25 protein-coding genes, 1 tRNA gene and 1 pseudogene are annotated in these 21850 nt (G+C 63.9%); 14 read left to right on the top strand and 13 right to left on the bottom strand.

Annotated elements, in window-relative coordinates; translation table 11 throughout:
* Nucleotides 1-80: 80 nt before the first annotated feature.
* The 10 genes and pseudogenes from ACUXVA_RS03215 to ACUXVA_RS03170 all read left to right on the top strand — a co-directional run bounded on the left by ACUXVA_RS03215 (nt 81) and on the right by ACUXVA_RS03170 (nt 6879).
* Nucleotides 81-719: a flavin reductase family protein gene (locus tag ACUXVA_RS03215; RefSeq protein WP_265081612.1), complete on the top strand. Its 639-nt coding sequence runs from the start codon at nt 81-83 to the stop codon at nt 717-719.
* Nucleotides 720-906: 187 nt separating this feature from the next.
* Nucleotides 907-1269 (top strand): VanZ family protein, encoded by a 363-nt coding sequence (locus ACUXVA_RS03210; RefSeq protein WP_265081613.1) that lies wholly within the window; start codon nt 907-909, stop codon nt 1267-1269.
* A gap of 140 nt (nt 1270-1409) precedes the next feature.
* Nucleotides 1410-2699, top strand: a complete 1290-nt coding sequence (murA, locus tag ACUXVA_RS03205; RefSeq protein WP_445490799.1) for a UDP-N-acetylglucosamine 1-carboxyvinyltransferase — start codon at nt 1410-1412, stop codon at nt 2697-2699.
* A 32-nt stretch (nt 2700-2731) separates the two neighbouring features.
* Nucleotides 2732-3174 (top strand): annotated as a pseudogene (locus ACUXVA_RS03200) (DUF2948 family protein).
* 263 nt (nt 3175-3437) lie between these two features.
* Nucleotides 3438-4733, top strand: a complete 1296-nt coding sequence (gene hisD / locus ACUXVA_RS03195; RefSeq protein ID WP_445490797.1) for a histidinol dehydrogenase — start codon at nt 3438-3440, stop codon at nt 4731-4733.
* Entirely contained in the window at nt 4730-5224 is a 495-nt protein-coding gene (locus ACUXVA_RS03190) for a UPF0262 family protein (protein ID WP_445490795.1), read from the top strand. Before hisD ends, ACUXVA_RS03190 begins: the two co-directional genes overlap by 4 nt.
* Nucleotides 5225-5294: 70 nt before the next feature.
* Nucleotides 5295-5750: an arsenate-mycothiol transferase ArsC gene (locus ACUXVA_RS03185; protein WP_265081615.1), complete on the top strand. Its 456-nt coding sequence runs from the start codon at nt 5295-5297 to the stop codon at nt 5748-5750.
* 92 nt (nt 5751-5842) lie between these two features.
* Entirely contained in the window at nt 5843-6466 is a 624-nt protein-coding gene (locus tag ACUXVA_RS03180; RefSeq protein ID WP_265081616.1) for a Maf-like protein, read from the top strand.
* Nucleotides 6456-6641: a DNA gyrase inhibitor YacG gene (yacG, locus tag ACUXVA_RS03175; protein WP_265081617.1), complete on the top strand. Its 186-nt coding sequence runs from the start codon at nt 6456-6458 to the stop codon at nt 6639-6641. The genes ACUXVA_RS03180 and yacG overlap by 11 nt, the downstream gene beginning before the upstream one ends.
* Nucleotides 6642-6803: 162 nt before the next feature.
* Nucleotides 6804-6879: transfer RNA gene (locus ACUXVA_RS03170), tRNA-Phe, on the top strand.
* Nucleotides 6880-7175: 296 nt separating this feature from the next.
* On the opposite strand, the gene ACUXVA_RS03165 is transcribed toward ACUXVA_RS03170, so the two are convergent.
* The 6 genes from ACUXVA_RS03165 to ACUXVA_RS03140 all read right to left on the bottom strand — a co-directional run bounded on the left by ACUXVA_RS03165 (nt 7176) and on the right by ACUXVA_RS03140 (nt 11620).
* Nucleotides 7176-7700, bottom strand: a complete 525-nt coding sequence (locus tag ACUXVA_RS03165; RefSeq protein ID WP_265081618.1) for a cytochrome family protein — start codon at nt 7698-7700, stop codon at nt 7176-7178.
* Between the two features lie 95 nt (nt 7701-7795).
* Entirely contained in the window at nt 7796-8575 is a 780-nt protein-coding gene (locus ACUXVA_RS03160; protein WP_265081619.1) for an alpha/beta fold hydrolase, read from the bottom strand.
* Nucleotides 8576-8693: 118 nt separating this feature from the next.
* Complete coding sequence (locus ACUXVA_RS03155) at nt 8694-9209, bottom strand: hypothetical protein (RefSeq protein ID WP_265081620.1); 516 nt, start codon at nt 9207-9209, stop codon at nt 8694-8696.
* A gap of 123 nt (nt 9210-9332) precedes the next feature.
* Nucleotides 9333-9827 (bottom strand): DUF302 domain-containing protein, encoded by a 495-nt coding sequence (locus ACUXVA_RS03150; protein ID WP_445490791.1) that lies wholly within the window; start codon nt 9825-9827, stop codon nt 9333-9335.
* Between the two features lie 78 nt (nt 9828-9905).
* Nucleotides 9906-10763, bottom strand: coding sequence for an alpha/beta fold hydrolase (locus tag ACUXVA_RS03145; protein WP_265081622.1), 858 nt, complete (start codon nt 10761-10763; stop codon nt 9906-9908).
* Nucleotides 10764-10849: 86 nt separating this feature from the next.
* Nucleotides 10850-11620 (bottom strand): alpha/beta hydrolase, encoded by a 771-nt coding sequence (locus tag ACUXVA_RS03140; protein WP_445490789.1) that lies wholly within the window; start codon nt 11618-11620, stop codon nt 10850-10852.
* Between the two features lie 209 nt (nt 11621-11829).
* Between ACUXVA_RS03140 and ACUXVA_RS03135 the strand changes: the two genes are divergently transcribed.
* Nucleotides 11830-12792 (top strand): AraC family transcriptional regulator, encoded by a 963-nt coding sequence (locus ACUXVA_RS03135; protein ID WP_265081624.1) that lies wholly within the window; start codon nt 11830-11832, stop codon nt 12790-12792.
* Between the two features lie 76 nt (nt 12793-12868).
* On the opposite strand, the gene ACUXVA_RS03130 is transcribed toward ACUXVA_RS03135, so the two are convergent.
* The 7 genes from ACUXVA_RS03130 to ACUXVA_RS03100 all read right to left on the bottom strand — a co-directional run bounded on the left by ACUXVA_RS03130 (nt 12869) and on the right by ACUXVA_RS03100 (nt 18506).
* Nucleotides 12869-13210 (bottom strand): DUF779 domain-containing protein, encoded by a 342-nt coding sequence (locus tag ACUXVA_RS03130; RefSeq protein ID WP_265081625.1) that lies wholly within the window; start codon nt 13208-13210, stop codon nt 12869-12871.
* Between the two features lie 159 nt (nt 13211-13369).
* Nucleotides 13370-14887, bottom strand: coding sequence for an aldehyde dehydrogenase (adh, locus tag ACUXVA_RS03125; protein ID WP_445490786.1), 1518 nt, complete (start codon nt 14885-14887; stop codon nt 13370-13372).
* 136 nt (nt 14888-15023) lie between these two features.
* Nucleotides 15024-15986, bottom strand: coding sequence for a GAF domain-containing protein (locus ACUXVA_RS03120; RefSeq protein ID WP_445490784.1), 963 nt, complete (start codon nt 15984-15986; stop codon nt 15024-15026).
* A gap of 152 nt (nt 15987-16138) precedes the next feature.
* Nucleotides 16139-16333 carry a UTRA domain-containing protein gene (locus ACUXVA_RS03115; protein ID WP_265081627.1) on the bottom strand — a complete coding sequence of 65 codons (195 nt, stop codon included), beginning with the start codon at nt 16331-16333 and terminating at the stop codon, nt 16139-16141.
* Nucleotides 16334-16396: 63 nt separating this feature from the next.
* Nucleotides 16397-16789 (bottom strand): response regulator, encoded by a 393-nt coding sequence (locus ACUXVA_RS03110; protein WP_265081628.1) that lies wholly within the window; start codon nt 16787-16789, stop codon nt 16397-16399.
* Nucleotides 16790-17019: 230 nt separating this feature from the next.
* A complete protein-coding gene (locus ACUXVA_RS03105) occupies nt 17020-17469 on the bottom strand; it encodes a PaaI family thioesterase (protein ID WP_445490782.1) in 450 nt (149 codons plus the stop codon).
* A 26-nt stretch (nt 17470-17495) separates the two neighbouring features.
* Nucleotides 17496-18506 carry an aldo/keto reductase gene (locus tag ACUXVA_RS03100; RefSeq protein WP_265081630.1) on the bottom strand — a complete coding sequence of 337 codons (1011 nt, stop codon included), beginning with the start codon at nt 18504-18506 and terminating at the stop codon, nt 17496-17498.
* Nucleotides 18507-18638: 132 nt separating this feature from the next.
* Between ACUXVA_RS03100 and ACUXVA_RS03095 the strand changes: the two genes are divergently transcribed.
* The 3 genes from ACUXVA_RS03095 (at nt 18639) to ACUXVA_RS03085 (ending at nt 21756) form a co-directional block, all read left to right on the top strand.
* Nucleotides 18639-19265 (top strand): NUDIX hydrolase, encoded by a 627-nt coding sequence (locus ACUXVA_RS03095; protein WP_445490779.1) that lies wholly within the window; start codon nt 18639-18641, stop codon nt 19263-19265.
* A gap of 76 nt (nt 19266-19341) precedes the next feature.
* Complete coding sequence (locus tag ACUXVA_RS03090) at nt 19342-20322, top strand: Bug family tripartite tricarboxylate transporter substrate binding protein (RefSeq protein WP_445490777.1); 981 nt, start codon at nt 19342-19344, stop codon at nt 20320-20322.
* A 255-nt stretch (nt 20323-20577) separates the two neighbouring features.
* On the top strand, nt 20578-21756 hold the full coding sequence (locus ACUXVA_RS03085) for a hypothetical protein (protein WP_413776492.1): 1179 nt from the start codon (nt 20578-20580) through the stop codon (nt 21754-21756).
* The last annotated feature ends 94 nt before the right edge of the window (nt 21757-21850 follow it).

Genomic DNA, 21850 nt, shown 5'->3' with positions numbered 1-21850 from the left:
GCCGCAACGCTGCCGCAGCGCGTTGACGCGTTTTGGCTCACCGTTCTAGATGAATTTCCATCACCCGCTGCGGAGCTGCCATGACGATGCGATTCGATTTTGCCACGCTGAGCGCGCCGCAACGCTACAAGCTGCTGTGTGGCCTGGTGGTCCCGCGGCCGATCGCGCTGATCACCACCATCTCGGCCGAAGGCGTGGTCAATGCCGCGCCGTTCTCGTTCTTCAACGTGTTCTCCGAAGCGCCGCCGCTGGTGGTGGTGGGCCTGCAGGTGAAGTCGGACCTTACGCCCAAGGACACCACGCGCAACATCCGCGCCAATGGCCTGTTCGTCGTCAACATGGTGGACGAAGCGCTGGCACGGTCCATGGTCGATTGCTCGATCGCCTTTCCCTCCGACATCGGAGAACCCGAGGCGCTGCAGCTTCCGTTGTCCGCCGGCGTCTTCGTGCCGGTGCCGCATCTGGCTGACGCGCCGGTGGCGCTGGAATGCCGCAAGGTGACGATGATGAATTTCGGCGCCGAGCGCGATCTGCTGGTCGGCGAGGTGCTTGGATTGCAGGTCCGCGACGGCGTCGTCGATCCCGATACGCTGCGGACCGACTATGACAACTTCCAGCCGGTGGGACGCGTCGCCGGCACCATGTACGCCCGCATGAACGACCGCTTCGAGCTGAAACCCGAAACCTTCGAGAGCTGGCAGCGGCTGCGGGCAAGCTGACCCGCTTGGCTGGCAAGCCGCCGGTCCGAAGGGCGATTTTGCCCGGAATCTCCGTGTTGTGCCCTGTGTCGCGGCTTAATTGGCCCTCGGCGCGGGAATCTGCCTTATTTCCAGCGGGTTGATCGTGCGGATTAACCGTTCAGCGTGAGAAGCGGCCGCCGCGGCTCCGAATAGGGTATGACGCTGCATGTCGCGAAAAATCATCATGGCCATTGCCTGGGCCAGCCTGGCCTTCATCGTGTTCGCGACCCTGTCGCCGATCGGCCTCAGGCCGCATCTGGCCGGCGTCAGCATGGAGCGCTTCGGAGCGTTCGCTGTGGCCGGGCTGCTGTTCGGGCTGGCCTATCCGGGCCGGTTCTGGCTTGTGCTGGCCATCGTGCTGGGCGCCGCCGTGGGGCTCGAAACGCTGCAGTTCCTGACCCCCGACCGCCACGGCGAGCTCCGCGACGCCATGGTCAAAGCGGTCGGCGGCGCTTTCGGCGTCGGCCTTTCGCTTCTTTTGAACCGGCTGTCAGCCACTGTTGCCGCGCCCCAGGGCACCAACGCTTAAGACCTCCAGGGCCGGCTTCGGCCGGTCTGCATCATCAGTGTTTCGGCGGATGCCTTCGGAACAGGCAGGTATCCCCGGTCATTTGCTAAAGGGGCGTTGTCCGCCCTATACTTTGTGCACAGCAATCAGCGGGAATCGGTATGGATCGCATTCGCATCGTCGGCGGCAGCAAGCTCAATGGCACTATCCCGATCTCCGGCGCGAAAAACGCCGCTCTGCCGTTGATGATTGCGGGCCTGCTGTCCGAGGAAACGCTGATCCTCGACAATGTACCGCGGCTCGCCGACGTCGCACAGCCGCAGCGGATCCTCGGCAATCACGGCGTCGATATCATGTCGGCCGGCAAGCGCCCGGGCGACCATGAATATCAGGGCCAGACCCTGCACATTTCGGCGAAGAACATCATCGACACCACCGCACCCTATGAGCTGGTGTCGAAGATGCGGGCCAGCTTCTGGGTGATCGCGCCGCTGTTGGCGCGGATGCAAGAAGCCAAGGTGTCGCTGCCCGGCGGCTGCGCCATCGGCACCCGTCCCGTCGACCTGCTGATCATGGCGCTGGAGAAGCTCGGTGCCGAGCTGACCATCGACGGCGGCTATGTGATCGCCAAGGCGCCCGGCGGCCTTAAGGGTGCCGAGATCGATTTCCCCAAGGTCACCGTCTCCGGAACCCATGTGGCGCTGATGGCCGCGACACTGGCAAAGGGCACCACCATCATCAACAATGCCGCCTGCGAGCCCGAGATCGTCGATGTCGCCGATTGCCTGAACAAGATGGGCGCCCGGGTCACCGGCGCCGGCACGCCGCGCATCGTCATCGAAGGCGTCGCCAAGCTTCATGGCGCCCGCCACACCGTGCTGCCGGACCGCATCGAGACCGGCACCTACGCCATGGCGGTCGCGATGACCGGCGGCGACGTGCAACTGTCCGGCGCGCGGCCGGAGCTGCTGCAGTCGGCGCTCGACGTGCTGACCCAGGCCGGCGCCACCATTACGGTCAACAACGACGGTATCCGCGTGTCGCGCAACGGCGCCGGGCTCAGCCCCGTCAATGTGTCCACCGCACCGTTCCCGGGTTTTCCGACCGATTTGCAGGCCCAGCCGATGGCTCTGATGTCCTGCGCCAAGGGTTCTTCGCACATCACCGAGACGATTTTCGAGAACCGCTTCATGCATGTGCAGGAGCTGGCCCGGTTCGGCGCGCGGATTCATCTCGATGGCGAGACGGCCACCATCGACGGCATCGCCAAGCTGCGCGGCGCGCCGGTAATGGCCACCGACCTCCGCGCTTCGGTGTCGCTGGTGATCGCCGGGCTTGCGGCCGAAGGCGAGACGATGGTCAATCGCATCTATCATCTCGATCGCGGCTTTGAGCGGCTCGAGGAAAAACTGTCCGCCTGCGGCGCCACCATCGAGCGCATCAGCGGCTGAGGTTTGGCTCACCGAAATGGCAAGGGGCTGCCGTGACAGGTCAACGCAAGCTGATTGCTCTCGATCCCGATGATCTGGCGGTGATTTCCGCGCATGTTCAGGACGCCGCCGTCCGCGTTGCCGATATCATCTGGCGGCAAAGCGAGAAACGGCTGGTGGTCGGCATGAACCGCCTCGACTGGGACCAGGCGATCGGCGGCGAGGTTGCGCCGCCGCGGCTGGTGGCCGCGCTGCGGTTCGACCGGGTGCTGGCCTGCAAATCGCGCAACATCGATCTGGAGGCGCCGGAGACGGCGCTGGAGCTGCTCGGTATCGAGTTTCATGCCAGCGAGCCCCCGGCGGTAGTGCCGTGCTGATGTTCGCAAACGGCGGCGCGCTGCGGCTGGACGTCGAATGTCTCGAATGCGAACTGGCCGATCTCGGCCCCGAAGACCTCGGCGCCAGCGAAGATGCGGCGACGGATTTGAACGCATAGCCAGTTCTTGTCCCGGACGCGGTGCGGCATTCTCAGGCGATGCACTTGCATCGCCGACATGCCGCTCCGCAGGGCCGGGACCACCGCGAGCACCGGCGTTTGGGACGGCCCCGGCTCTGCGGCGCACCACGCCGCCAAGGCGGCGCAGTGCACCGCGTCCGGGGCACGAGACCGGCGTGTGACTAACCGGGGTTGACGCCCCCGCACCGCCGCGCCATTGAGCAGGGGGCCTTGGCAGGCAAGGCCCCGCCGGAACTCCGCTCATGCCGATCAAGTTGCACACCGCCAGCGCCGATTTCAGTCAGCAATTCAAGGCCTTCCTCGCCATGAAGCGGGAGGTTTCGGCGGATATCGAGACCGCGACCAGGGCCATCGTCGATGACGTCGCGGCGCGCGGTGACGCGGCGTTGCTGGAGGCGACCCGCAAGTTCGACCGGCTCGACATCGACGCCTCGGGCCTCCGCATCACGGCCGCCGAAGTCGACGCCGCCGTGGCGGCCTGCGACGCCGAAACCCTGGCAGCGCTGACATTTGCCCGCGACCGCATCGAGCTGTTTCACCGGCGACAGTTGCCCAAGGACGACCGCTTTACCGATGCGCTGGGGGTCGAGCTGGGCTGGCGCTGGAGCGCCATCGAGGCGGTCGGTCTCTATGTGCCCGGCGGCACCGCGGCCTATCCGTCCTCCGTGTTGATGAACGCGGTGCCGGCGCGGGTCGCCGGCGTGGAGCGCGTGGTGATGGTGGTACCGTCGCCGGACGGCAAGCTCAACCCGCTGGTGCTGGCTGCGGCCAAGCTCGGCGGCGTTTCGGAAATCTACCGTGTCGGCGGCGCCCAGGCCGTGGCCGCACTGGCCTATGGCACCGAAACCATCGCGCCGGTCGCCAAGATCGTCGGCCCCGGCAATGCCTATGTGGCGGCCGCCAAGCGCCAGGTGTTCGGCAAGGTCGGCATCGACATGATCGCCGGCCCCTCGGAAGTGCTTGTGATCGCCGACCACACCGGCAATGCCGGCTGGATCGCCGCCGACTTGCTGGCGCAGGCCGAACACGACGTCAATGCGCAGTCGATTCTGGTGACGGACAGCCCGGCGCTGGCGGACGAGGTCGAGCAGGCCCTGCAGGGGCAGCTCGCCACCCTGCCGCGTGCCGATATCGCGCGGGCATCCTGGCAGGACTTCGGCGCCATCATCCTGGTGCAGAACCTCGACGAAGCCGTCACCTTGGCCAATGCCATCGCCGCCGAGCATCTCGAGATCATGACCGTGGACCCGGAGGCGATCTCCGCCCGGATTCGCAATGCCGGCGCGATCTTTCTGGGGCCGCATACGCCGGAGGCGATCGGCGATTATGTCGGCGGCTCCAACCATGTGCTGCCCACGGCGCGCTCGGCGCGGTTCTCGTCCGGGCTCGGCGTGCTTGACTTCATGAAGCGAACGTCGATCCTGAAATGCGGGCCGGACGAGCTGCGGGCGCTGGGACCGGCTGCGATGACGCTGGGCAAGGCCGAAGGCCTCGATGCCCATGCACGCTCTGTTGGATTGCGCCTCAACCTCGGATGAACAAAACGCTACCAGTGGATGATACGGACAATCGCATCGTGGCGGTGACGCTCGATGAGGAGTCGATCGGGCGTTCCGGGCCCGATATCGAGCACGAACGCGCCATCGCCATCTACGATCTGGTGGAAAAAAACCTGTTCGCGCCGGAAGGGGCGGCAGCCGGACCCTATACGCTGCACATCGGCATCACCGGCAATCGCCTGATGTTCGACATTCGCGGCGAGGACGGCACCCCGGTGGTGGCGCACCTGCTGTCGCTGACCCCGTTCCGGCGGATCGTGAAGGACTATTTCATGATCTGCGACAGCTACTACCAGGCGATTCGCACCGCCACGCCGGACAAGATCGAGGCCATCGACATGGGGCGCCGCGGCATCCATGACGAAGGATCGCACACGCTGATGGAACGGCTGAAGGGCAAGGTGCGGATCGATTTCGAGACGGCGCGGCGGCTGTTCACGCTGATCTCCGTGCTGCACTGGAAGGGGTGAGCATGGCCCGGAAAAGTGGCAGCCGGTTTTCTGGCAAGGCCATGCTCCTTCGCAAGAAAGCCTAGCGCGGATGGCGGTGCGCGCTCCGCAGGCCGTGCTGTTCGCATGCGGCCAGAACAGCATTCGCTCGGTGATGGCGGCCAGCCTGCTGCAGCAGATGTTTCCCCAGGCCCTGTATGTGCGCTCCGCCGGCGTCAAGAAGGGCGAAGTCGATCCGTTCGCCGTGGCGGTCATGGCGGAACTCGGCCAGGACATCTCCAAGCACAAGCCGACCACCTTCGAGGAACTCGACGACTGGGAAGGCCTGAACTTCGATCTGATCATCACCCTGTCGCCGGAAGCGCATCACAAGGCGCTGGAACTGACCCGGACCAACGCCGTCGATGTGGAATACTGGCCGACCCAGGACCCGACCGGCGTCGAGGGCAACCGCGAGCAGCGCCTGGAGGCCTATCGCGAGGTCTGCGACAGCCTGCTGCTGCGGATCCGCAAGCGCTTTGCCAAAGGTGGCGCGGCGAGCGGGTAATCGCGGTTCCGCAGGCGCTTCCGCGGTTGTCGAAGTGATGCCCTTCCGATAGGTTCCGCGCGAATTTCAACCCCTCCAATCGATAGGCCCGCATGCTCGGCCGCCCCAAACTTGTTCTCGCCTCCGGTTCGCCGCGCCGCGTCAGCCTGCTCAACCAGGCCGGCATCGAGCCCGACGCCCTGCGCCCTGCCGATGTCGACGAGACGCCGACGCGGGGCGAGCTGCCACGCGCCTGCGCCAACCGCCTGGCGCGGGCCAAGGCCGACGCCGCCCTGAAATCCGTGCAGCTGGACGACGAACTGCGCGGCTCCTTCATCCTGGCCGCGGATACCGTGGTCGCGGTGGGCCGCCGCATCCTGCCCAAGGCGGAGCTGGTCGACGAGGCCTCCCAGTGCCTGCGGCTGCTGTCCGGCCGCAACCACCGGGTCTATACGGCGGTCTGCCTGGTGACCCCGAAGGAGAGCTTCCGCCAGCGCCTGATCGAGACCCGGGTGCGTTTCAAGCGGCTGTCCGAGGAAGATATCGAGACCTACATCGGCTCCGGCGAGTGGCGCGGCAAGGCCGGCGGCTACGCCGTGCAGGGCATTGCCGGCTCGTTCGTGGTCAAGATGGTCGGCTCCTACACCAATATTGTCGGTCTGCCGCTGTACGAGACCGTTTCACTGCTGGGCGGCGAAGGTTTCCCGATTCGCTTCGGGTGGCTCAATGCCGGCTAAGTCCCCCGAACCAGGGGTAAAACCCGCCAAGCCGTGCCCAATCTGCGGCAAGCCGTCGGTGGAGACCTCCAAGCCGTTCTGTTCGGAGCGCTGCCGCGACGTCGATCTCAACCGCTGGCTGTCGAATTCCTACGCGATTCCCGGCAAGCCCACGGATGACGAAGACGCCGACTGACATCCTGCCTGGCCCGGGACGGGCCGGGCAGGGCATCCGGAAACGGCGGAAACGCGTTTGAATCGAACAACTTCGGTTCTGTTCAACGAAATGTCTTGGACGGGTGGACATGGCTGCCCGGCCTGACTATAAACCGGCGCTCCCGGCCACGATCCGGGCGGCGCCCAGGTAGCTCAGTTGGTAGAGCATGCGACTGAAAATCGCAGTGTCGGTGGTTCGATCCCGCCCCTGGGCACCATTTCCCGGCCTTCAGCACAAACGGCGAATCCTGCGCTTGGTCTATGACCGCCTGCTCGGCGCCTCCTGACGGAGGCAGAACGAAACCGGTAGGCCGACCCGTTACGAACCGCGTCCCCCTAGAAGGCGTGTCGGGTGCGGTGGAGTCCGGCTCAGCCAAACTCGAGCGGCTGATGGAGATGTTTGAGGGAGCTGGGCGCAGTAGGCCGCAAGCTCCTCATTTTCTCGCAGTTCAGATCTATGCACGATCTGATGGCCTGGCGCTTAGCCAGGTGGTGGAGGCTCGTCAGATCACAGTCAGCGCTTCTGGGGCGAGAGGTCCAGATCGTCCACAGTTGAGGCTGGAAAGCCTTCCGGAACTTTGATCACCACCTCTTGATGGTTCAAAGCTGCATGGCACGAATTGCATCCTTCCGTAAGGCTGTCATAGGCTTTGGCAAATGAGGTCAGGTCTTTCGCCTTGATCGCCTTTTCCAGATCGGCAATCGGATCCGCTGTTACAGAAGCAATCATGTCTTGTAGTGGTACGTTGCCCTGCATCGGGTGGGCAACGCTCAGCCGGCGGAACGCGCCTTTCAGGTTACCGAGCTCATAGCTCGCGAACTCCCAGTTCTGACGCTTGGCAGCAAGCCATATTCTGATATGGCGCGGTTGAATTGTCGCGATCATAAGATCGCTCACGCTTGGCAGGTAGGCGGATGCATCGGCCGCTTTCGGCGGTTGCGGACTTTGAGCGCGTGCCGGTACGCCAAACATTAGTGCCGAGCAGATGAGGAGAGACACTCCTGTCGCGACGACGATTTGCCCCTTTGCTGATCTCATTTCCCCCTCCATTTTGATTCAACCGGGGCACGATCGCGGACGCGTCGGCGCGTCGCTTCTTCGCGCGCACCGATCCATCCAAACTGCGTTCTGCTTCACCGCTTTTGTCCTGCTGCCTCCAGAATCAGCCGCGTGATCTCCTCGGGATGCGAGATCAGCGAAAGGTGGCTCGCTTTGACCTCTATCGTCCTGGCGCCCATGCGCTTGGCCATGAAGCGCTCGAGGTCGGGGTTAATCGTGCGATCATTGGTGGAAACGGCGTAGTAGCTCGGCTTCGACCGCCACGCCGCATTCGTCGTCTTGCCCTCGAGAAGCGATTTATGAAACGGCTGCTGGACTGCATAGAGCAGCTTTGCCTTTGCCTTCGGCAGATCGCCCGCGAAATCGCGCAGGAAGGCTTCCTCGGTGAGGCGCCCTTCATCGCCGTCGAACACGATCCCGGCCGAAGCCGGCGGTGTCGGGTAGGTTTTCGCAAGCGCCGTATAGTCCTCGCCCGCATCCGGCGCGCGTGCCGCCACATAGACAAGTGCCGCGACGTTCGGATGAACGCCCGCTTCCGTGACGATCATGCCGGAAAAAGAATGGCCAACCAGAACTGTCGGGCCATCCTGCCGCGCCAGCACCCGTGCGGCAGACGCGACTGCCTCAGGCAGCGTCGTCAGCGGGTTTTGCACGGAAGTAACGTTGAGACCGGCTGCCTGCAGCCGCCCGATCACCTCCGACCAGCACGAGCCGTCCGCGAACAGTCCGTGCACGAGCACGACGTTGCGGGCCTTGACGGTGGGAAAGCTTGCAGCAATTCCCAACCGGGGAAACAGCGAAGCTGCTGCGCTCGTCACCAACGCCGCCGAAAACACCCGTCTGTTCATCGCCATGGTCTCTCTCCTGTTTGATAAGCTGACTTTCTCAGGCCTCTTTGAAAGTGTAGGTCAGTCGCGACCCGCAGGCGCGTCACGAAGCCGTCAGTGCCGTATGAGAACTGAGGCTTGGCGCTTAACCCTTCGCAGCGGGTGCCGGCGGTACCGGCAGAATAATTTCCGAAGCGACCTTCCAGTCCTTCCCGACGCGAAGCCAGTTGATGATCATCAGAAACGGCCGGGCCGTTCCATCCTGTCCCGCATAGGAGACTGTGATGTTCATCGGCACATAGGACTCCGCGACGTCGTCCGTCAGGCCGACGACCTTGAGCTTCGCATAATCCGGCGCGAGCACGACCGGACCGGAGCTGCCGATGTCGTGAAGCTTCTGATCAATCGCCTCATTGCCCCAGAAGCCGGCCCAGTTGCCCTCGGACGCAATCGCGCTCTTGGCCACCAGCAGGGCAGAGGGCGATTGCCAGAACATCTCGTGCAGCGCCTTGAAATCGTGCCTATTGGCCAATTCTATGAGCCTGGAGAATTGCGATTTGATCGTGTCGAAAGTCTTGGCATCCAGCGGCTCTGCGCTGGCCGCGGGCGCCAAGGTGGAAAGCGCCGCCGCGGTGAGGGCAGCAAGAAGCGTCTTGTACATGTCGGAATTCCCTTCCGGTTCTGGTGCCATTCGTCCGGCTCGTTTCGCGCCGTTGCCTTCGCGCGTGGCGCGATGGCCGCTTGAAGCGCTCGCTGCCACCGGTCGAAACGTCATCGGCACGTTTTAGCTTGCAGATTCGCGCAGCAAGCTTGTGATTTTCGCATCGAGATTGCGGGCGACAGCAAGTGCTTCTGCGCTGCCATATGACAGCAGATAGCTTTCCATCAGGTCATAAGAGAGATGCACGCCATCGGCCCGTTCATCGATGAGGATCGTGACTGGTGCGTAGGATCCAGCATCGGAGACGTGCTTGACCATTTCTTTCATGATGAGAGGATTGCCCACCACAAGCCGCATGCTGTTAGGCGTCCGGGAGCCGGTTTCGCGACGCAGAACGGCACCCAGATCGAATTCCGCGAACAGCATAAGGCCCGTGCGGCCTAGCGCGCCTTGCACGACGCGCTCCAGATCCGGGAAGGACGTTGCCGCCCGCGTCGCCTTGAAAAATTCGACCATGTCAGGCTGACCGACCGCCGACTTGAGTGCGGCGACGACAGCGTCGAATGGTTTTGAACTGGTGAGGCTGAAACGTTCGACCTCGATCTTCTCTGTTGTCATTTTGTCCTCCGCAACAACTCTCATGGGTAAGGCGCATCCGATCGCATCGGAATGCGCCGAGGATCATGCAGCCGCCGGTCACGCTTCCAGAAAGGTCTGGACGTGGCTGACGAACGTCTCGTGGTGCTGAAACAGCGCGCCGTGTCCTGAATCGGGATAGAGCACCAACTGGGCGTTGCTGAGCTCCTCGAACATGGCGTAGGCGTTGCTTGCTGGCAGCATGGTGTCGTGGCTGCCGCTGACCACCAGCGTGGGCTGGCCGATGGCGTGCAGCATGGCGTGCCCGGGATCAGGCGTGGCGCACCAGGTGATCAGCGCCTTGGCCTGCGGATCGGTGACCGCGCTGCCGTTGTCGGTGTCGCGATCGTCCTTGCGCACCTTCGCCCGCTTCAGGAATGCCAGGCCGGACGACTGGCTGGCGGATGACCTCGTGAAGAACAGCGGCAGGCGGGGGTCCGGCGCATCGGTTTGGGAAAACGCCTCCCGCAGAACCGCCAACAGGTGCTCCTCTCCGCCTTTCGGCGCGGTGCCGACAAGGATGAGCTTGCGCACCAGCCGTCCGTGCTCGGCAGCGATCTGCTGGGCGACGCAGCCGCCCAGGGAAAAACCCAGCAGGTCGACTTCGGAGAGGCCGAGCAAGTGGATGAAGTCGACCGCGTCTCGGGCCATCGCCGCAACATTGTCCGGCGTTTGACCGGTCGAGCGGCCGACCCCGGCATTGTCGAAGGCGATCACCGGGCGATCGGCGGTGAGCGCGTTGACCACGGCGGGATCCCACGCGTCGATGTTGCCCGAGAAGTGCTGCAGCAGAACCAGCGGCGTTCCGGCTGATGGGCCGAGGCGGCGATAGGCGAAGCGGATTCCGCGGCCTTCCACGTAACGGGTGGGTGCCGTCTCAAGCGTGGTGTCCTGGCTCGCGATGTCGCGTGCAGTCATGTCATCCTCCGGATGCTGGGCATGAAATATTGCAGTGAGGGAATGGTGTGGGCGCTCCCGGCGCGAACGTGCCGGGAGCGCTCCTGTCACTTCACGAGCGCGGCCTTTTCGATCACCGCGGCGACCTCCTCCGCGTGAACGACGAGCGAAGCATGGCTGCCGGCAACATCCGTCGTCTGCGCCTTCATCTGGGTGGCGAAGAACTTCTGGGCCTCGGGCGCGATTACCTTGTCCCTGGTGCTGATCACGTAGAACGTCGGTTTGTCGCGCCAGGCGGCCGTATCGACCGGCGCCTCGAACGCCGTGTGGTTCAACGGAAGCTGATGGTTTGCCAGGGATTCGGCGATCTGCGGAGGCAGGTCAGCCGCGACCGCGGAAGGAAACACCTTGGGATCGATATAGAGATTGCCTTTGTCGTCAGGATGAATCGCCGCGGTGCCTTCCGTTGCCGGACCGCTCTTGGCGAGGGTCGCCAGAGATTGGCCGACGTCAGGCGCGAAAGCAGAGACGTAGACCAGCGCCGAGACCTTGGGATCGTTACCGGCCTGCGTGATGACCACGCCGCCCCAGGAGTGGCCGACGAGAACGGTCTTGCCGCTCTGCTTCGCCAGCGCTTGTTTGGTAGCATCGACGTCAGCGGCAAGGGAGGTGAGGGGATTCTCGACGAGCGTGACATTGTAGCCCTTCTTGGTGAGGATGTCGGCGACGGGCTTCCAGCTCGTCTGGTCGACAAAAGCGCCATGGACGAGGACAATGTTGTGAGCTGCCCCCTTGGGCAGTTCAGCCGACTGGGCGGTGGCGGCAAATGCCGCTCCGGCCATGAGGGCGGCGGCAGTCGATAAAAGAAGATTTCGCATAATAGCTCCTGCTGGATGACGGACGACGCGAGGTCGCGGTGGGCAGGCGCTTCAGCAAACCACGGTTCGTCCATCTGCCGCTTTGGGAGATGGGTGACCGCACGATGCGTCAGCGCACGTCGCAGGACCTAATAGGAAGATGTTTCGGACGGTAGAGCCCAATCGTCCAAGTATTGCGTCGGATCGTCCGCGGGATTAGCATCACCGCCATGGACATCCTCGCCGAAGTACTCGACCGCGTTCGCCTCGGTGGGACTCTGCTCTTCCACTTCGAGCTCGGCCATCCCTGGAATCTGGCGTTGCCACAACGCCCGTACGCCCTGTTCCATTATATCAGTCGTGGCTCCGCGACCCTCGCACTCGAACAGGGACAAGAAATCCGCATGAACGCAGGCGACTTTGTCGTCCTCTCACGCGGCGAGCCTCATAAGCTTTATTCGGATAGCCGGACGCCATCCTTTTCGGTCATCGACCTCGATCGGTCGTCGGCGCATCTTGGCGTCGTTCGTCACGGCGGCAGCGCGCCGCCGTATGCGACGATGATCTGTGGCAAGTTCACGATGGCGTGGCCCTCGCGCGGTAGCGTGCTGGAATTGCTTCCGCCCGTGCTTCTCCTGAAGCCGACGGAAGACGGCGAGTGGCTTGAGGCGATTCTGCGACGCATGGTGAGCGAGTCGGCGCGTCCGCGTCCTGGCCAGGGCGTCGCGCTTTCGCGACTGACAGAAGTGCTCTTCGTCGAGGTATTGCGAAGCTGGGTCAAGTCTCTCGGTCCCGGAGAAGGCGGGTGGCTCGGGGCGATGGCGGACCCGCACATCGGACCGGCGCTTCAGCTGATCCACGAACGGCCGCATCTGGCCTGGACCCTTGACGACCTCGGACAACGCGTGGGGCTCGGTCGCTCGGCGTTTTCGGCTCGCTTTACCAGGCTCGTCGGCCAGTCCATGTACCGCTATCTGATCGCGCGCCGTATGTCGGAGGCCGCGTTCCTGCTCGAAACAAGCGACGAGGGGATTGCACGGATTGCGACCTCTGTCGGCTACGAGACCACTGCGGCGTTTTCGAAGCTGTTCAATCGACATCACGGCCTGTCGCCTGGCCGCTACCGGGCAACCCGACGCTCCGACGTCGATCCAGGGCGAGCGGACACTCTGAAAGCAGAATTCGCCAATTGACGCCGACCAAGCTGAAGTTCGACGTCGAGACGGGTATTTGCTTTGAGCGGCGCGCCATTTGGCAAGCCGCAAAGGTTCATTTTTCGGCTGGGATACAAATGGTCGAGCGGGTGAGAAAACGCTGCTCGCGGCCGTTGTCGAGCGAGAACATGCCGCCGCGGCCCGGCACCACGTCGATGATCAGGTCGGTGTGCCTCCAAACCTCGTACTGCGGGCCGCCGATATAGAACGGCGCGCCGCCAATCTCGCCGAGCTTGACGTCGTTATCGCCAATGATGAAATCGCCTGTCGGGTAGCACATCGGTGACGAGCCATCGCAACAGCCGCCGGACTGGTGAAACAGCACCGGGCCGTGGTCTGCGACGATTTCGGCGAGAAGCTTGAGCGCCTCCGGCGTCGCGGTCACCTTGTTGATCATCGCTTCGATTTCCAATTTTCCGCCAATATGAACGGAGGCGGCGCCCGTCACGCGCCGTCAGCATGTTGGAGCGCAACTTTCGTTGCGCTCCAACTGTTCGAGGTGGATCGATCGCGGGCGGCGCTTTTTGCAGAAGCAACGCGCCGGTTCGGCGCGCGTCTAGAAGAAGCCGAGCTTCTTCGGACTGTAGCTCACCAACACGTTCTTGGTCTGCTGATAGTGGTCGAGCATCATCTTGTGGTTTTCGCGACCGATTCCGGACTGCTTGTATCCGCCGAAGGCCGCGTGCGCCGGATAGGCGTGGTAGCAATTAGTCCACACCCGTCCGGCCTGAATAGCCCGGCCGAAGCGGTAGCAGCGATTGGCGTCCCTGCTCCAGACCCCGGCGCCAAGCCCGTAGAGCGTGTCGTTGGCAATCGCCAGTGCGTCGTCATCGTCCTTGAACGTTGTCACTGAAACCACCGGGCCGAAGATCTCCTCCTGGAAGACGCGCATCCGGTTGTGGCCCTCGAACACGGTCGGCTTGACGTAGTAGCCGCCCGCAAGCTCGCCTGGCAGCACGTTACGCTCGCCGCCAATCAGGACCTTGGCGCCTTCCTGCTTGCCGATGTCGATATAGGACAGGATCTTTTCCAGCTGCTCGGACGACGCCTGCGCGCCGATCATGGTGGTCGGATCGAGGGGGCTGCCCTGCGAAATCGCCGCGACCCGCTTCAGTGCCCGCTCCATGAAACGGTCATAGAGCGATTCGTGGATCAGCGCCCGGCTCGGGCAGGTGCAAACCTCACCCTGGTTGAGCGCGAACATAACGAAGCCCTCGATGGCCTTGTCGAAGAAATCATCGTCCTTGGCCCCAACGTCCTTGAAGAAGATGTTGGGTGACTTGCCGCCCAGTTCGAGCGTCACCGGAATGAGGTTCTGCGATGCATACTGCATGATCAGCCGGCCGGTCGTGGTCTCGCCGGTGAAGGCGATCTTTGCGATCCGTTTGCTTGAGGCGAGCGGCTTGCCGGCCTCGAGACCGAAACCGTTGACGATGTTGAGCACGCCCTTCGGCAGCAGGTCGCCAATCAGGTCGATCCAGACCATGATCGACGCGGGCGTCTGCTCGGCGGGCTTGAGCACAATGCAGTTGCCGGCCGCCAGAGCCGGCGCGAGCTTCCAGCACGCCATCAGGATCGGAAAGTTCCATGGAATGATCTGGCCGACGACGCCGAGCGGCTCATGAAAATGGTAGGCGACGGTATCGTGGTCGATCTCGCTCAGGGAGCCTTCCTGTCCGCGGATGACCCCGGCGAAATAGCGGAAGTGATCGATCGCCAACGGCATGTCAGCGGCGGTGGTTTCGCGGATCGGCTTGCCGTTGTCCCAGGTCTCGGCCAGCGCAAGCTTGCCCAGGTTCTCTTCCATGCGATCGGCGATGCGGCTCAGGATCAACGAGCGCTCGGCCACGCTGGTGCGGCCCCAGGCCTCCTTGGCGGCATGGGCGGCGTCAAGCGCCGCTTCGACATCCGCGGCGTCGGAGCGGGCGATCTGACAAACCGCCTGTCCCGTGATGGGCGAGATGTTGTCGAAGTACTGTCCGCTGTTTGGCGCGCGCCATTCGCCGCCGATGTAGTTGTCATAGCGCTTGGCGAAGGGCGCCTGTAACGCAATATTCAAGTCCACCTTGTTCATCGTGACCTCCTGAAAACACGCCCTCAACGGGGCGTTGGACTCAAGGTCGCATCGATGCGGCCCGCAGGCCAAGGAGGGCCGATCCGTTCGGTGGGCGAGGGTGTCGCAAATCTGCGACAGTGCGCGACGATATCTGTCAGCGGTGCAAGGCGAGCTGTCTCATCTTGCGGTGCAGCGTGGCGCGCGACATGTCGAGGTCTTTTGCTGCCTTGGATACGTTGCCATCGGCCCGGGCCAAAGCGCGTTGCAAAACCGCGCGTTCGGCGGTCTCGAGATCGTCGTGTCTCTCGTTGACCTGTCCGATCAGATCCGCAGCCGGTATCGGCCTCGCCAAAGTGGCCGCGTTGATGCCGAGCGCCATGCGCGCGGCGCGCGTCGCGCCAATAACGAGGTCGTCGTGATCCACCGCCAGCAACGATCTGCCGGCGCGCTCGCTGCCCGGTGCCAATACGATGCGCGCATCCGGAAAGGCGAGGCGGAAGTTCTCCGCCTCGATGTGGCGCGCGGCGTCCGCCGCGGCGACCGCGATCAGTTGGACGAAGCCCTCTGTGGAATCGGCACGGCACGATGAGACATCGAGGGCGGCAGCGATCTCGCCGTGCTCGTCGAAGATTGGAACGGTGGTGCAGCCGAGCAGCGAATTACGCGAGAAGAAGTGCTGGTCGCGGTGAATCGTCAGCGCCCGTTCTTCGGCCAGACAAGTGCCGATCCCGTTCGTCCCCTCGTACTGTTCGCTCCAGATCGCGCCCGTCCATAGCCCCCATGACTCGAAGGTTCGATCATCGCCCTGCGCGCCGCGGCGATCGACGACGATGCCATCGCGGTCCGAGAGCAGGACGCAACAGCCGACGCTGCCCACCGCCGCAAGCAGCCTGTCGAGGGTGGCCTGCGCGGCGCGCAACAGCGGCCCGAGCTTGTGCTGGGCCTGGTGAACTTCGGATTCTGTCAAACGAAGCGACGGCGCATTGCTGGCGGGATCCAGCGCGTGCAGGCGTCCGGACCGCCGCCAAGAGGCAGCGAGCGCAGAACTGGCCGCTTCGGCGCCGGCGATGACTCGCTCGACCCGACGGATATGCGCCTCACTGGATGGCCGTTGCATCGCGGATCTCCTGGCTGTCTCCTGGCTAGTTTTGTCCGTCCTGCGCGACGAGGAGCGAAGCGCTCGTTGTCGACGAGACGATGGCCTATTCAGGCCAGGCGGCTTCCTCTCGGTGCCCTTGCATTTTGCTGCAGTATATATCGCGTTCGGCGTTAGCCAACCGAGAAGTGCAGCCGCCCGATGTCGGTACGGTAATAGGCGGTGTAGTACTCCGCCGGCTCTTCGTGCGTTGCGAAACCGATTGATTCAATTGCGATAAGCGGCGTGTTTTCCAGCACATCCAGAAGCCGGGCTTCTTCGGGGCCGGCCGTCACTGCCGCCAGCCAGCGGCGCGAAACATGCTCCAAATAGAAAGACCGGGAGCGATCCCGGCCTTTTCTGTCATTCGGCCCACGATACTTGAACGCGGATCAGGCGGACGGAGCGGCAGTGCCCGCGAGTTCGCACAGCGTGCTGATAATCTGGCTCGATCGATACGGCTTGGCGATGAACCGCCCGCCATCGGGCAGGTCACCGTCACGGACATGGAAATGCCCGGACGTGGCGATGATCCCGATCGGCGGCCATCGATGAGCGACTGCATGGGCGAGCTTGAGGCCGTTCATGGAGCTGGGCATGTCGATATCGGTGAATATGATTCGGATATCGGTGCGGCTTTCCAGCAAGCGGATGGCAACGTCCGCGCCATCGGCCTCCAGAACCTGGAAGCCGGCCTCCTCGATCATCTCCGCGGCATGCATGCGCAACAGCGCATCGTCCTCGACCACAAGAACAAGCGTGGCTGACGAGGATGTGTCTGCCATGGACTCTGGATTTTGATGAGCGGTACCATGGTCCAAGGAATGAAGTTGGGGGCGCGAACTAAAAGAAGTCATGGATCAAAAATCCGGCGTCACAAAAGCCGCCGCGGCGCATGGCCGGAATGTACGGTGAGGTAACACTGACCAAGCAACTGGCGCAGCAATGGTTCCGCCCCTGCGCCGGACGAAGCCTGCACAATTACGTCTGCTCAATGATTGGTACCGGACATTTGCTACGAGACGTGTGCATGCGCCGGGTGGATCCGGTCGCGCATCACCTTGAACACACCATGAGACGTTGCGACCAGGCGGTCGTCGACCGATACCTGCGTGGTCATGAAGATGAGGCTCTTTGTCGTGCGAACGGCATGCGGCCTGGAGATCATGAGGTCGCCGATCCGCGCAGCGTCGATGAAGTGCGTGTCCATCTGGATGGTGGCGAGGCTTTCCGCGCCCGAGACGAAGCGCGCGGTCATACCGCAGGTGCGATCGGCCAGCGTCATCAGCACGCCGCCCTGGACCACGCCGCGGCGGTTGCGATGCTTGTCCTGGCCGAGAATGGCATATTCGGGCGCCGCGCCGACCATCCGGTGCCACAGCGGTCCGACGAGGTTGATGAATCCGTCATCGTCCATGATGGTCCAGCCATCGGCGCAAAGCCTGGCGTTCGCCGCTTCCGTCATTCATCGTCCTTCCGGCGCATGCCGCGTTATGCCGTGCGCGGACGGCGTCCTTCGATGGGATAGGCGGGATCGTTGTAGCCGGGTGTGGACGGATGGCCGCTGGCCACGAGGCTATCGATCAGCGCTTCGTCGTCCTTGGTAAAACGATAGTCCAGCGCCTTCAGGTAGTCGTCCCACTGCGCTACGGTGCGCGGGCCCGCAAGCACCGAGGTGACGAACGCGCTGTTGAGCACCCAGGACACCGCAAATTGTCCAGCGGTGATGCCGCGTGCTTCGGCATAGGCGCGAATCTGCCGTGCCAGCCGCAGCGACTCCGGCCGCCATTCGGTTTGCATCATCCTCGTGTCGTTGCGACCGGCGCGGGTGTCGGCGGCGGGTGGCGCATCGGGCGCGTATTTTCCGGTCAGCACGCCCCTCGCCAGCGGGCTGTAGGGCACTACGCCCATGCCGTAATGTCCGCAAGCCGGAAAATGCTCCACTTCGGGCATCCGGTTCATGGCGTTGTAATAGGGCTGGCTGACGATCGGCCGGTCCATGCCGAGCCGGTCGCAGATGTTGCAGATTTCCGCGACACGCCAGCCGCGATAGTTGGACAGGCCGAAATAGCGCACCTTGCCCTGGCGGATCAGGTCGCCGATGGCGCGCACGGTCTCGTCCAGCGGCGTCGCGTGATCCTCCTTGTGCAGGTAGTAGATGTCGATCACGTCGGTGCCGAGCCGCTTCAGGCTCTCCTCGGCCGCCTGCAGCACCCAGCGCCGCGACAGGCCGCCACGATTGGGATCGGTGCCCATGGCATTGGCGAGCTTGGTGGCGAGAATCCAGTGCTGCCGCTGCGCGGCGATGGCGCGTCCCACCACCTGTTCCGATCCGCCGCTGGAATAGACGTCGGCGGTATCGATGAAATTGACCCCGGCGTCGCGCGCGCTGTCGATGATGCGGGCGGATGTCGGCTCGTCGGTGGCGCCGCCGAACATCATGGTGCCCAGGCAGATCGGTGAGACCTTCAGGCCGCTGCGGCCGAGTTGGCGATAGTTCATGGTGTTTCCTTGCAGCTGCGATCGGAGGAGCGGCGCGTCGTTCTTACAAAAGCCGGACCGCGGTGCCTAGGGGCGGGTTTGGCAGACCGCCTCGGCGTTTCCGCGACCCCTGTGGTGGTGTATGCAGGTCAAATGATCCGTCCCTTCGATGACACCACGCGACGGTTGATCGCCGGACGCTGTGCAGCGTTTCCACGCCTGGCCGGCGACGCCGCGTCGCCGCTGAAGCGCGCGGCGGTGGCCATCGTGCTGGTTGAATCCGACAATGCGGCGGGCACGTCGCTGCTGCTGACGCTGCGGGCCTCCGGCCTGCGCGCACACAGCAACCAATGGGCGCTGCCGGGCGGCCGCTGCGATCCCGGCGAGACAGCGGTGCAGGCCGCGCTGCGGGAGCTCGACGAGGAACTCGGACTGACGCTCACGACGGACGAAGTGCTCGGCAGCTTCGACGACTACCCGACGCGATCCGGCTATCTGATTACGCCGGTGCTGATGTGGGCCGCGGCCCGCGCGCCGCTGACGCCCAATCCCGATGAAGTCGCGTCGGTGCATCGCATCGCGCTGTCGGATGTCGAGCGCGCCGGCGCCTTCGACTTCACCGAGATTCCGGAGAGCCGGCGCCGCGTGATCCGCTACAGCCACCGCGGCCAGTTCATCCATGCGCCGACGGCAGCGCTGATCTACCAGTTCAGCGAAGTGCTGGCCGGCCGCGTCACCCGCGTCGCCGAACTGGAACAGCCCGTGTTCGCCTGGCGGTGACAGGCGCGGTTGCGCTGTCGCCGCCTTTCGGCGACGATCCACGCCAACAACAATGAGAGTCTGGGGAGGAACTGCCATGTCGTCATGGGGCAGATGGCTGTACGCAACCGTCATCGCGTTGATCGCGCTGGGCGTCCATCAGGATGTCGGCGCACAGACCTATCCGAGTCGGCCGATCACGCTGATCATCCCATTCGCGCCCGGTGGAAGCACCTCGATCGTCGGCCGGGTTATCGCCGACAAGATGACCGAGAGCCTCGGCGAGAAGGTGGTGGTCGACAACCGGCCGGGCGCCGGTGGTGCGGTCGGCACGCGTGCGGTCGCGCGCAGCGCGCCTGATGGCTACACGATCGGCCTCGGCTATACCGGGACGCTGGCCATCGCGCCGACGCTGACCAGCAAGGCGGGATATGATCCGCGCAAGGATTTCGCGCCGATCGGGTTGATCGGCAATTCACCGAACTCGCTGGTGGTGCATCCGTCGTTTCCGGCCAAGACGCTGGCCGAGCTGATCGCATATGCGAAAGCAAATCCGGGCACGGTGAATTTCGGTTCGGCCGGCGCCGGCACCGCGAGCCATATCACCGGCGAATATTTCAGCCGTGCCGCCGGTATCGTGCTGGTGCACGTGCCCTACAAGGGCACCGGGCCGGCGCTGGTCGATCTGCTGGGCGGTCACATCCCGATGGCCTTCGCGCCGATCCCGGCGGCCCATGCCAATATCTCGGGTGGCCAGTTGCGGGCTTTGGCTGTGACCAGTGCGACCCGCGCCAGCCTGTTGCCGGACGTGCCGACGATCGCCGAATCCGGCCTGCCGGATTTCGATGCGGCGCTGTATTACGGACTTATTGCGCCCGCCGGTACGCCGCGGCCGATCATCGAGCGGCTCAACAGGGAGTTGCGGAATGCGTTGACCTCCGATGACGTGAAGAAGCGTCTGGCGCAGGACGGCACCGATGCGACCCCCGGCACGCCGGAAGACTATGCGGCATTCATCGACAGGGACGAAACCAAGTGGTCGCGGATCGTCAAGATAACCGGCGCCAGGGAAGATTAGGAACCCGTCCTTTCGATCAGGCGGCGCGTGAGGTCGCAAAGGGCCAACCGGAGATCCGGCGTTCAGATGCCTTTTTCCTCGGCCGGCTCCGGCTGCGACGATCACGTCCGACCTTGGAAAGACATTGTTCACCATGATCCTCCAAGGTCCTGGGGCGACACGCAGTCCGGTCAGGCCGGTTCCAGCCCGAGCCGGGCCGAGTTGCACCGATGTTCAGCGCGCGCGATGACGCCGCCCACCAACGCCGAAGGTCTCATGCCGCTTTATCCGTCCTGTACGCGTCTCGCCATTCCCTTGCTGCTACTGAGCCTGTCGCCGCTACAGGCCGAACCGCTGGCCCCGGCCATCGCCAATGCCATGGCGCAGGCCGCATCGCCGCAGGCGATTGCCGAGTATCAGCGCCGGCTGGCCGAATATCAGCAGGCTCGCGCCGCCTTCGACGAAGAGGCGGTGCCTTACTGGAAAGCGATCGCGGACAAGCGCCGCATCCGCAACGCCAAGCGCCGCGACCGGCAGCCGATCGGGCTGGATGACTACGTGCTGGAACAGGCGCCGCTCTATGACGGGCCGAAGCGCCCGGTCAATCCGGAGCCGGAGGAAGGCACGCCGCGGACCCGCAAGGAACTGCCTGTCGTCGCCGATTTCATCCAGGCGGCGCAACAGCATTTTCAGTTCACGCCGCAGCGTCCTGCCAACGAAATGGAATTCAAGCGCGCTTATGCGCGCGCGGTGACGGCATCCGGCCTGACCCGCGAGCAGGCGGTGCGGGTCTATTCGTTCGAGACCGGCGGCAATGGCGGCTATGACATGCAGTCGGGCCTCAGCGCCAAGCCTGGCTCGCGCGCCATCTCCACCGCGATCGGCTACAACCAGTTGCTGACCACCAACAGCGTCGAACTGGTTGCCGAGCAGGGCCATGAGATCCTGAAGGTGCTGACCGAGAAGGCTGCGCGCTTGTCGGGTCCGGCGCGCAAGGCGATGGATCACAAGATCGCAGTGTTCAAGCGCATGTACGCCTTCACGCGCACCGTGCCGGACACCTGGAGCGACCACGAAAAGCTCGCCAACACGCCGCAGGGCTGGGCTGTGCACGCCATGGTGCTGGACATCGACGTCGGTCCGCAACTGCAACTGCACAAGCTGATGACGTCGGTGATCTTCGCGCAGGCAAAAGGCTACACGCGGCCGCTCAGCGCCGCCGAACTGGAGATGATGAATCTCACCGGCGATGGCACCGGGCTCGACATGGTGACCATGCCGCAAGCGCTCCGCGATCAGGTGCCGACTGCCAACTTCTTCCAGCGCGGCGGCTATGAGCGCAATCCGGTCGCGATCCGCCACAACACCGTGGCCAAGCTGCTGGCGATCACCAACAACCGGATGGACAGCAACAGCAATCTTCCTGGCGCCAAGAATCTGGCAGCGGCATTCTGACGTCAAGCCCGTGTGTCCCGCACGCGGTGCGGCATTCTTATGCCGCTCCGCAGATGCGGGACCCATAGCGCCAACAACTCCTCAAAAAAGTGGT

Source organism: Rhodopseudomonas sp. RCAM05734, assembly GCF_052658035.1.
The sequence above is the reverse complement of the archived record's forward strand: the minus strand, read 5'-3'. Positions and strand labels throughout refer to the sequence as shown.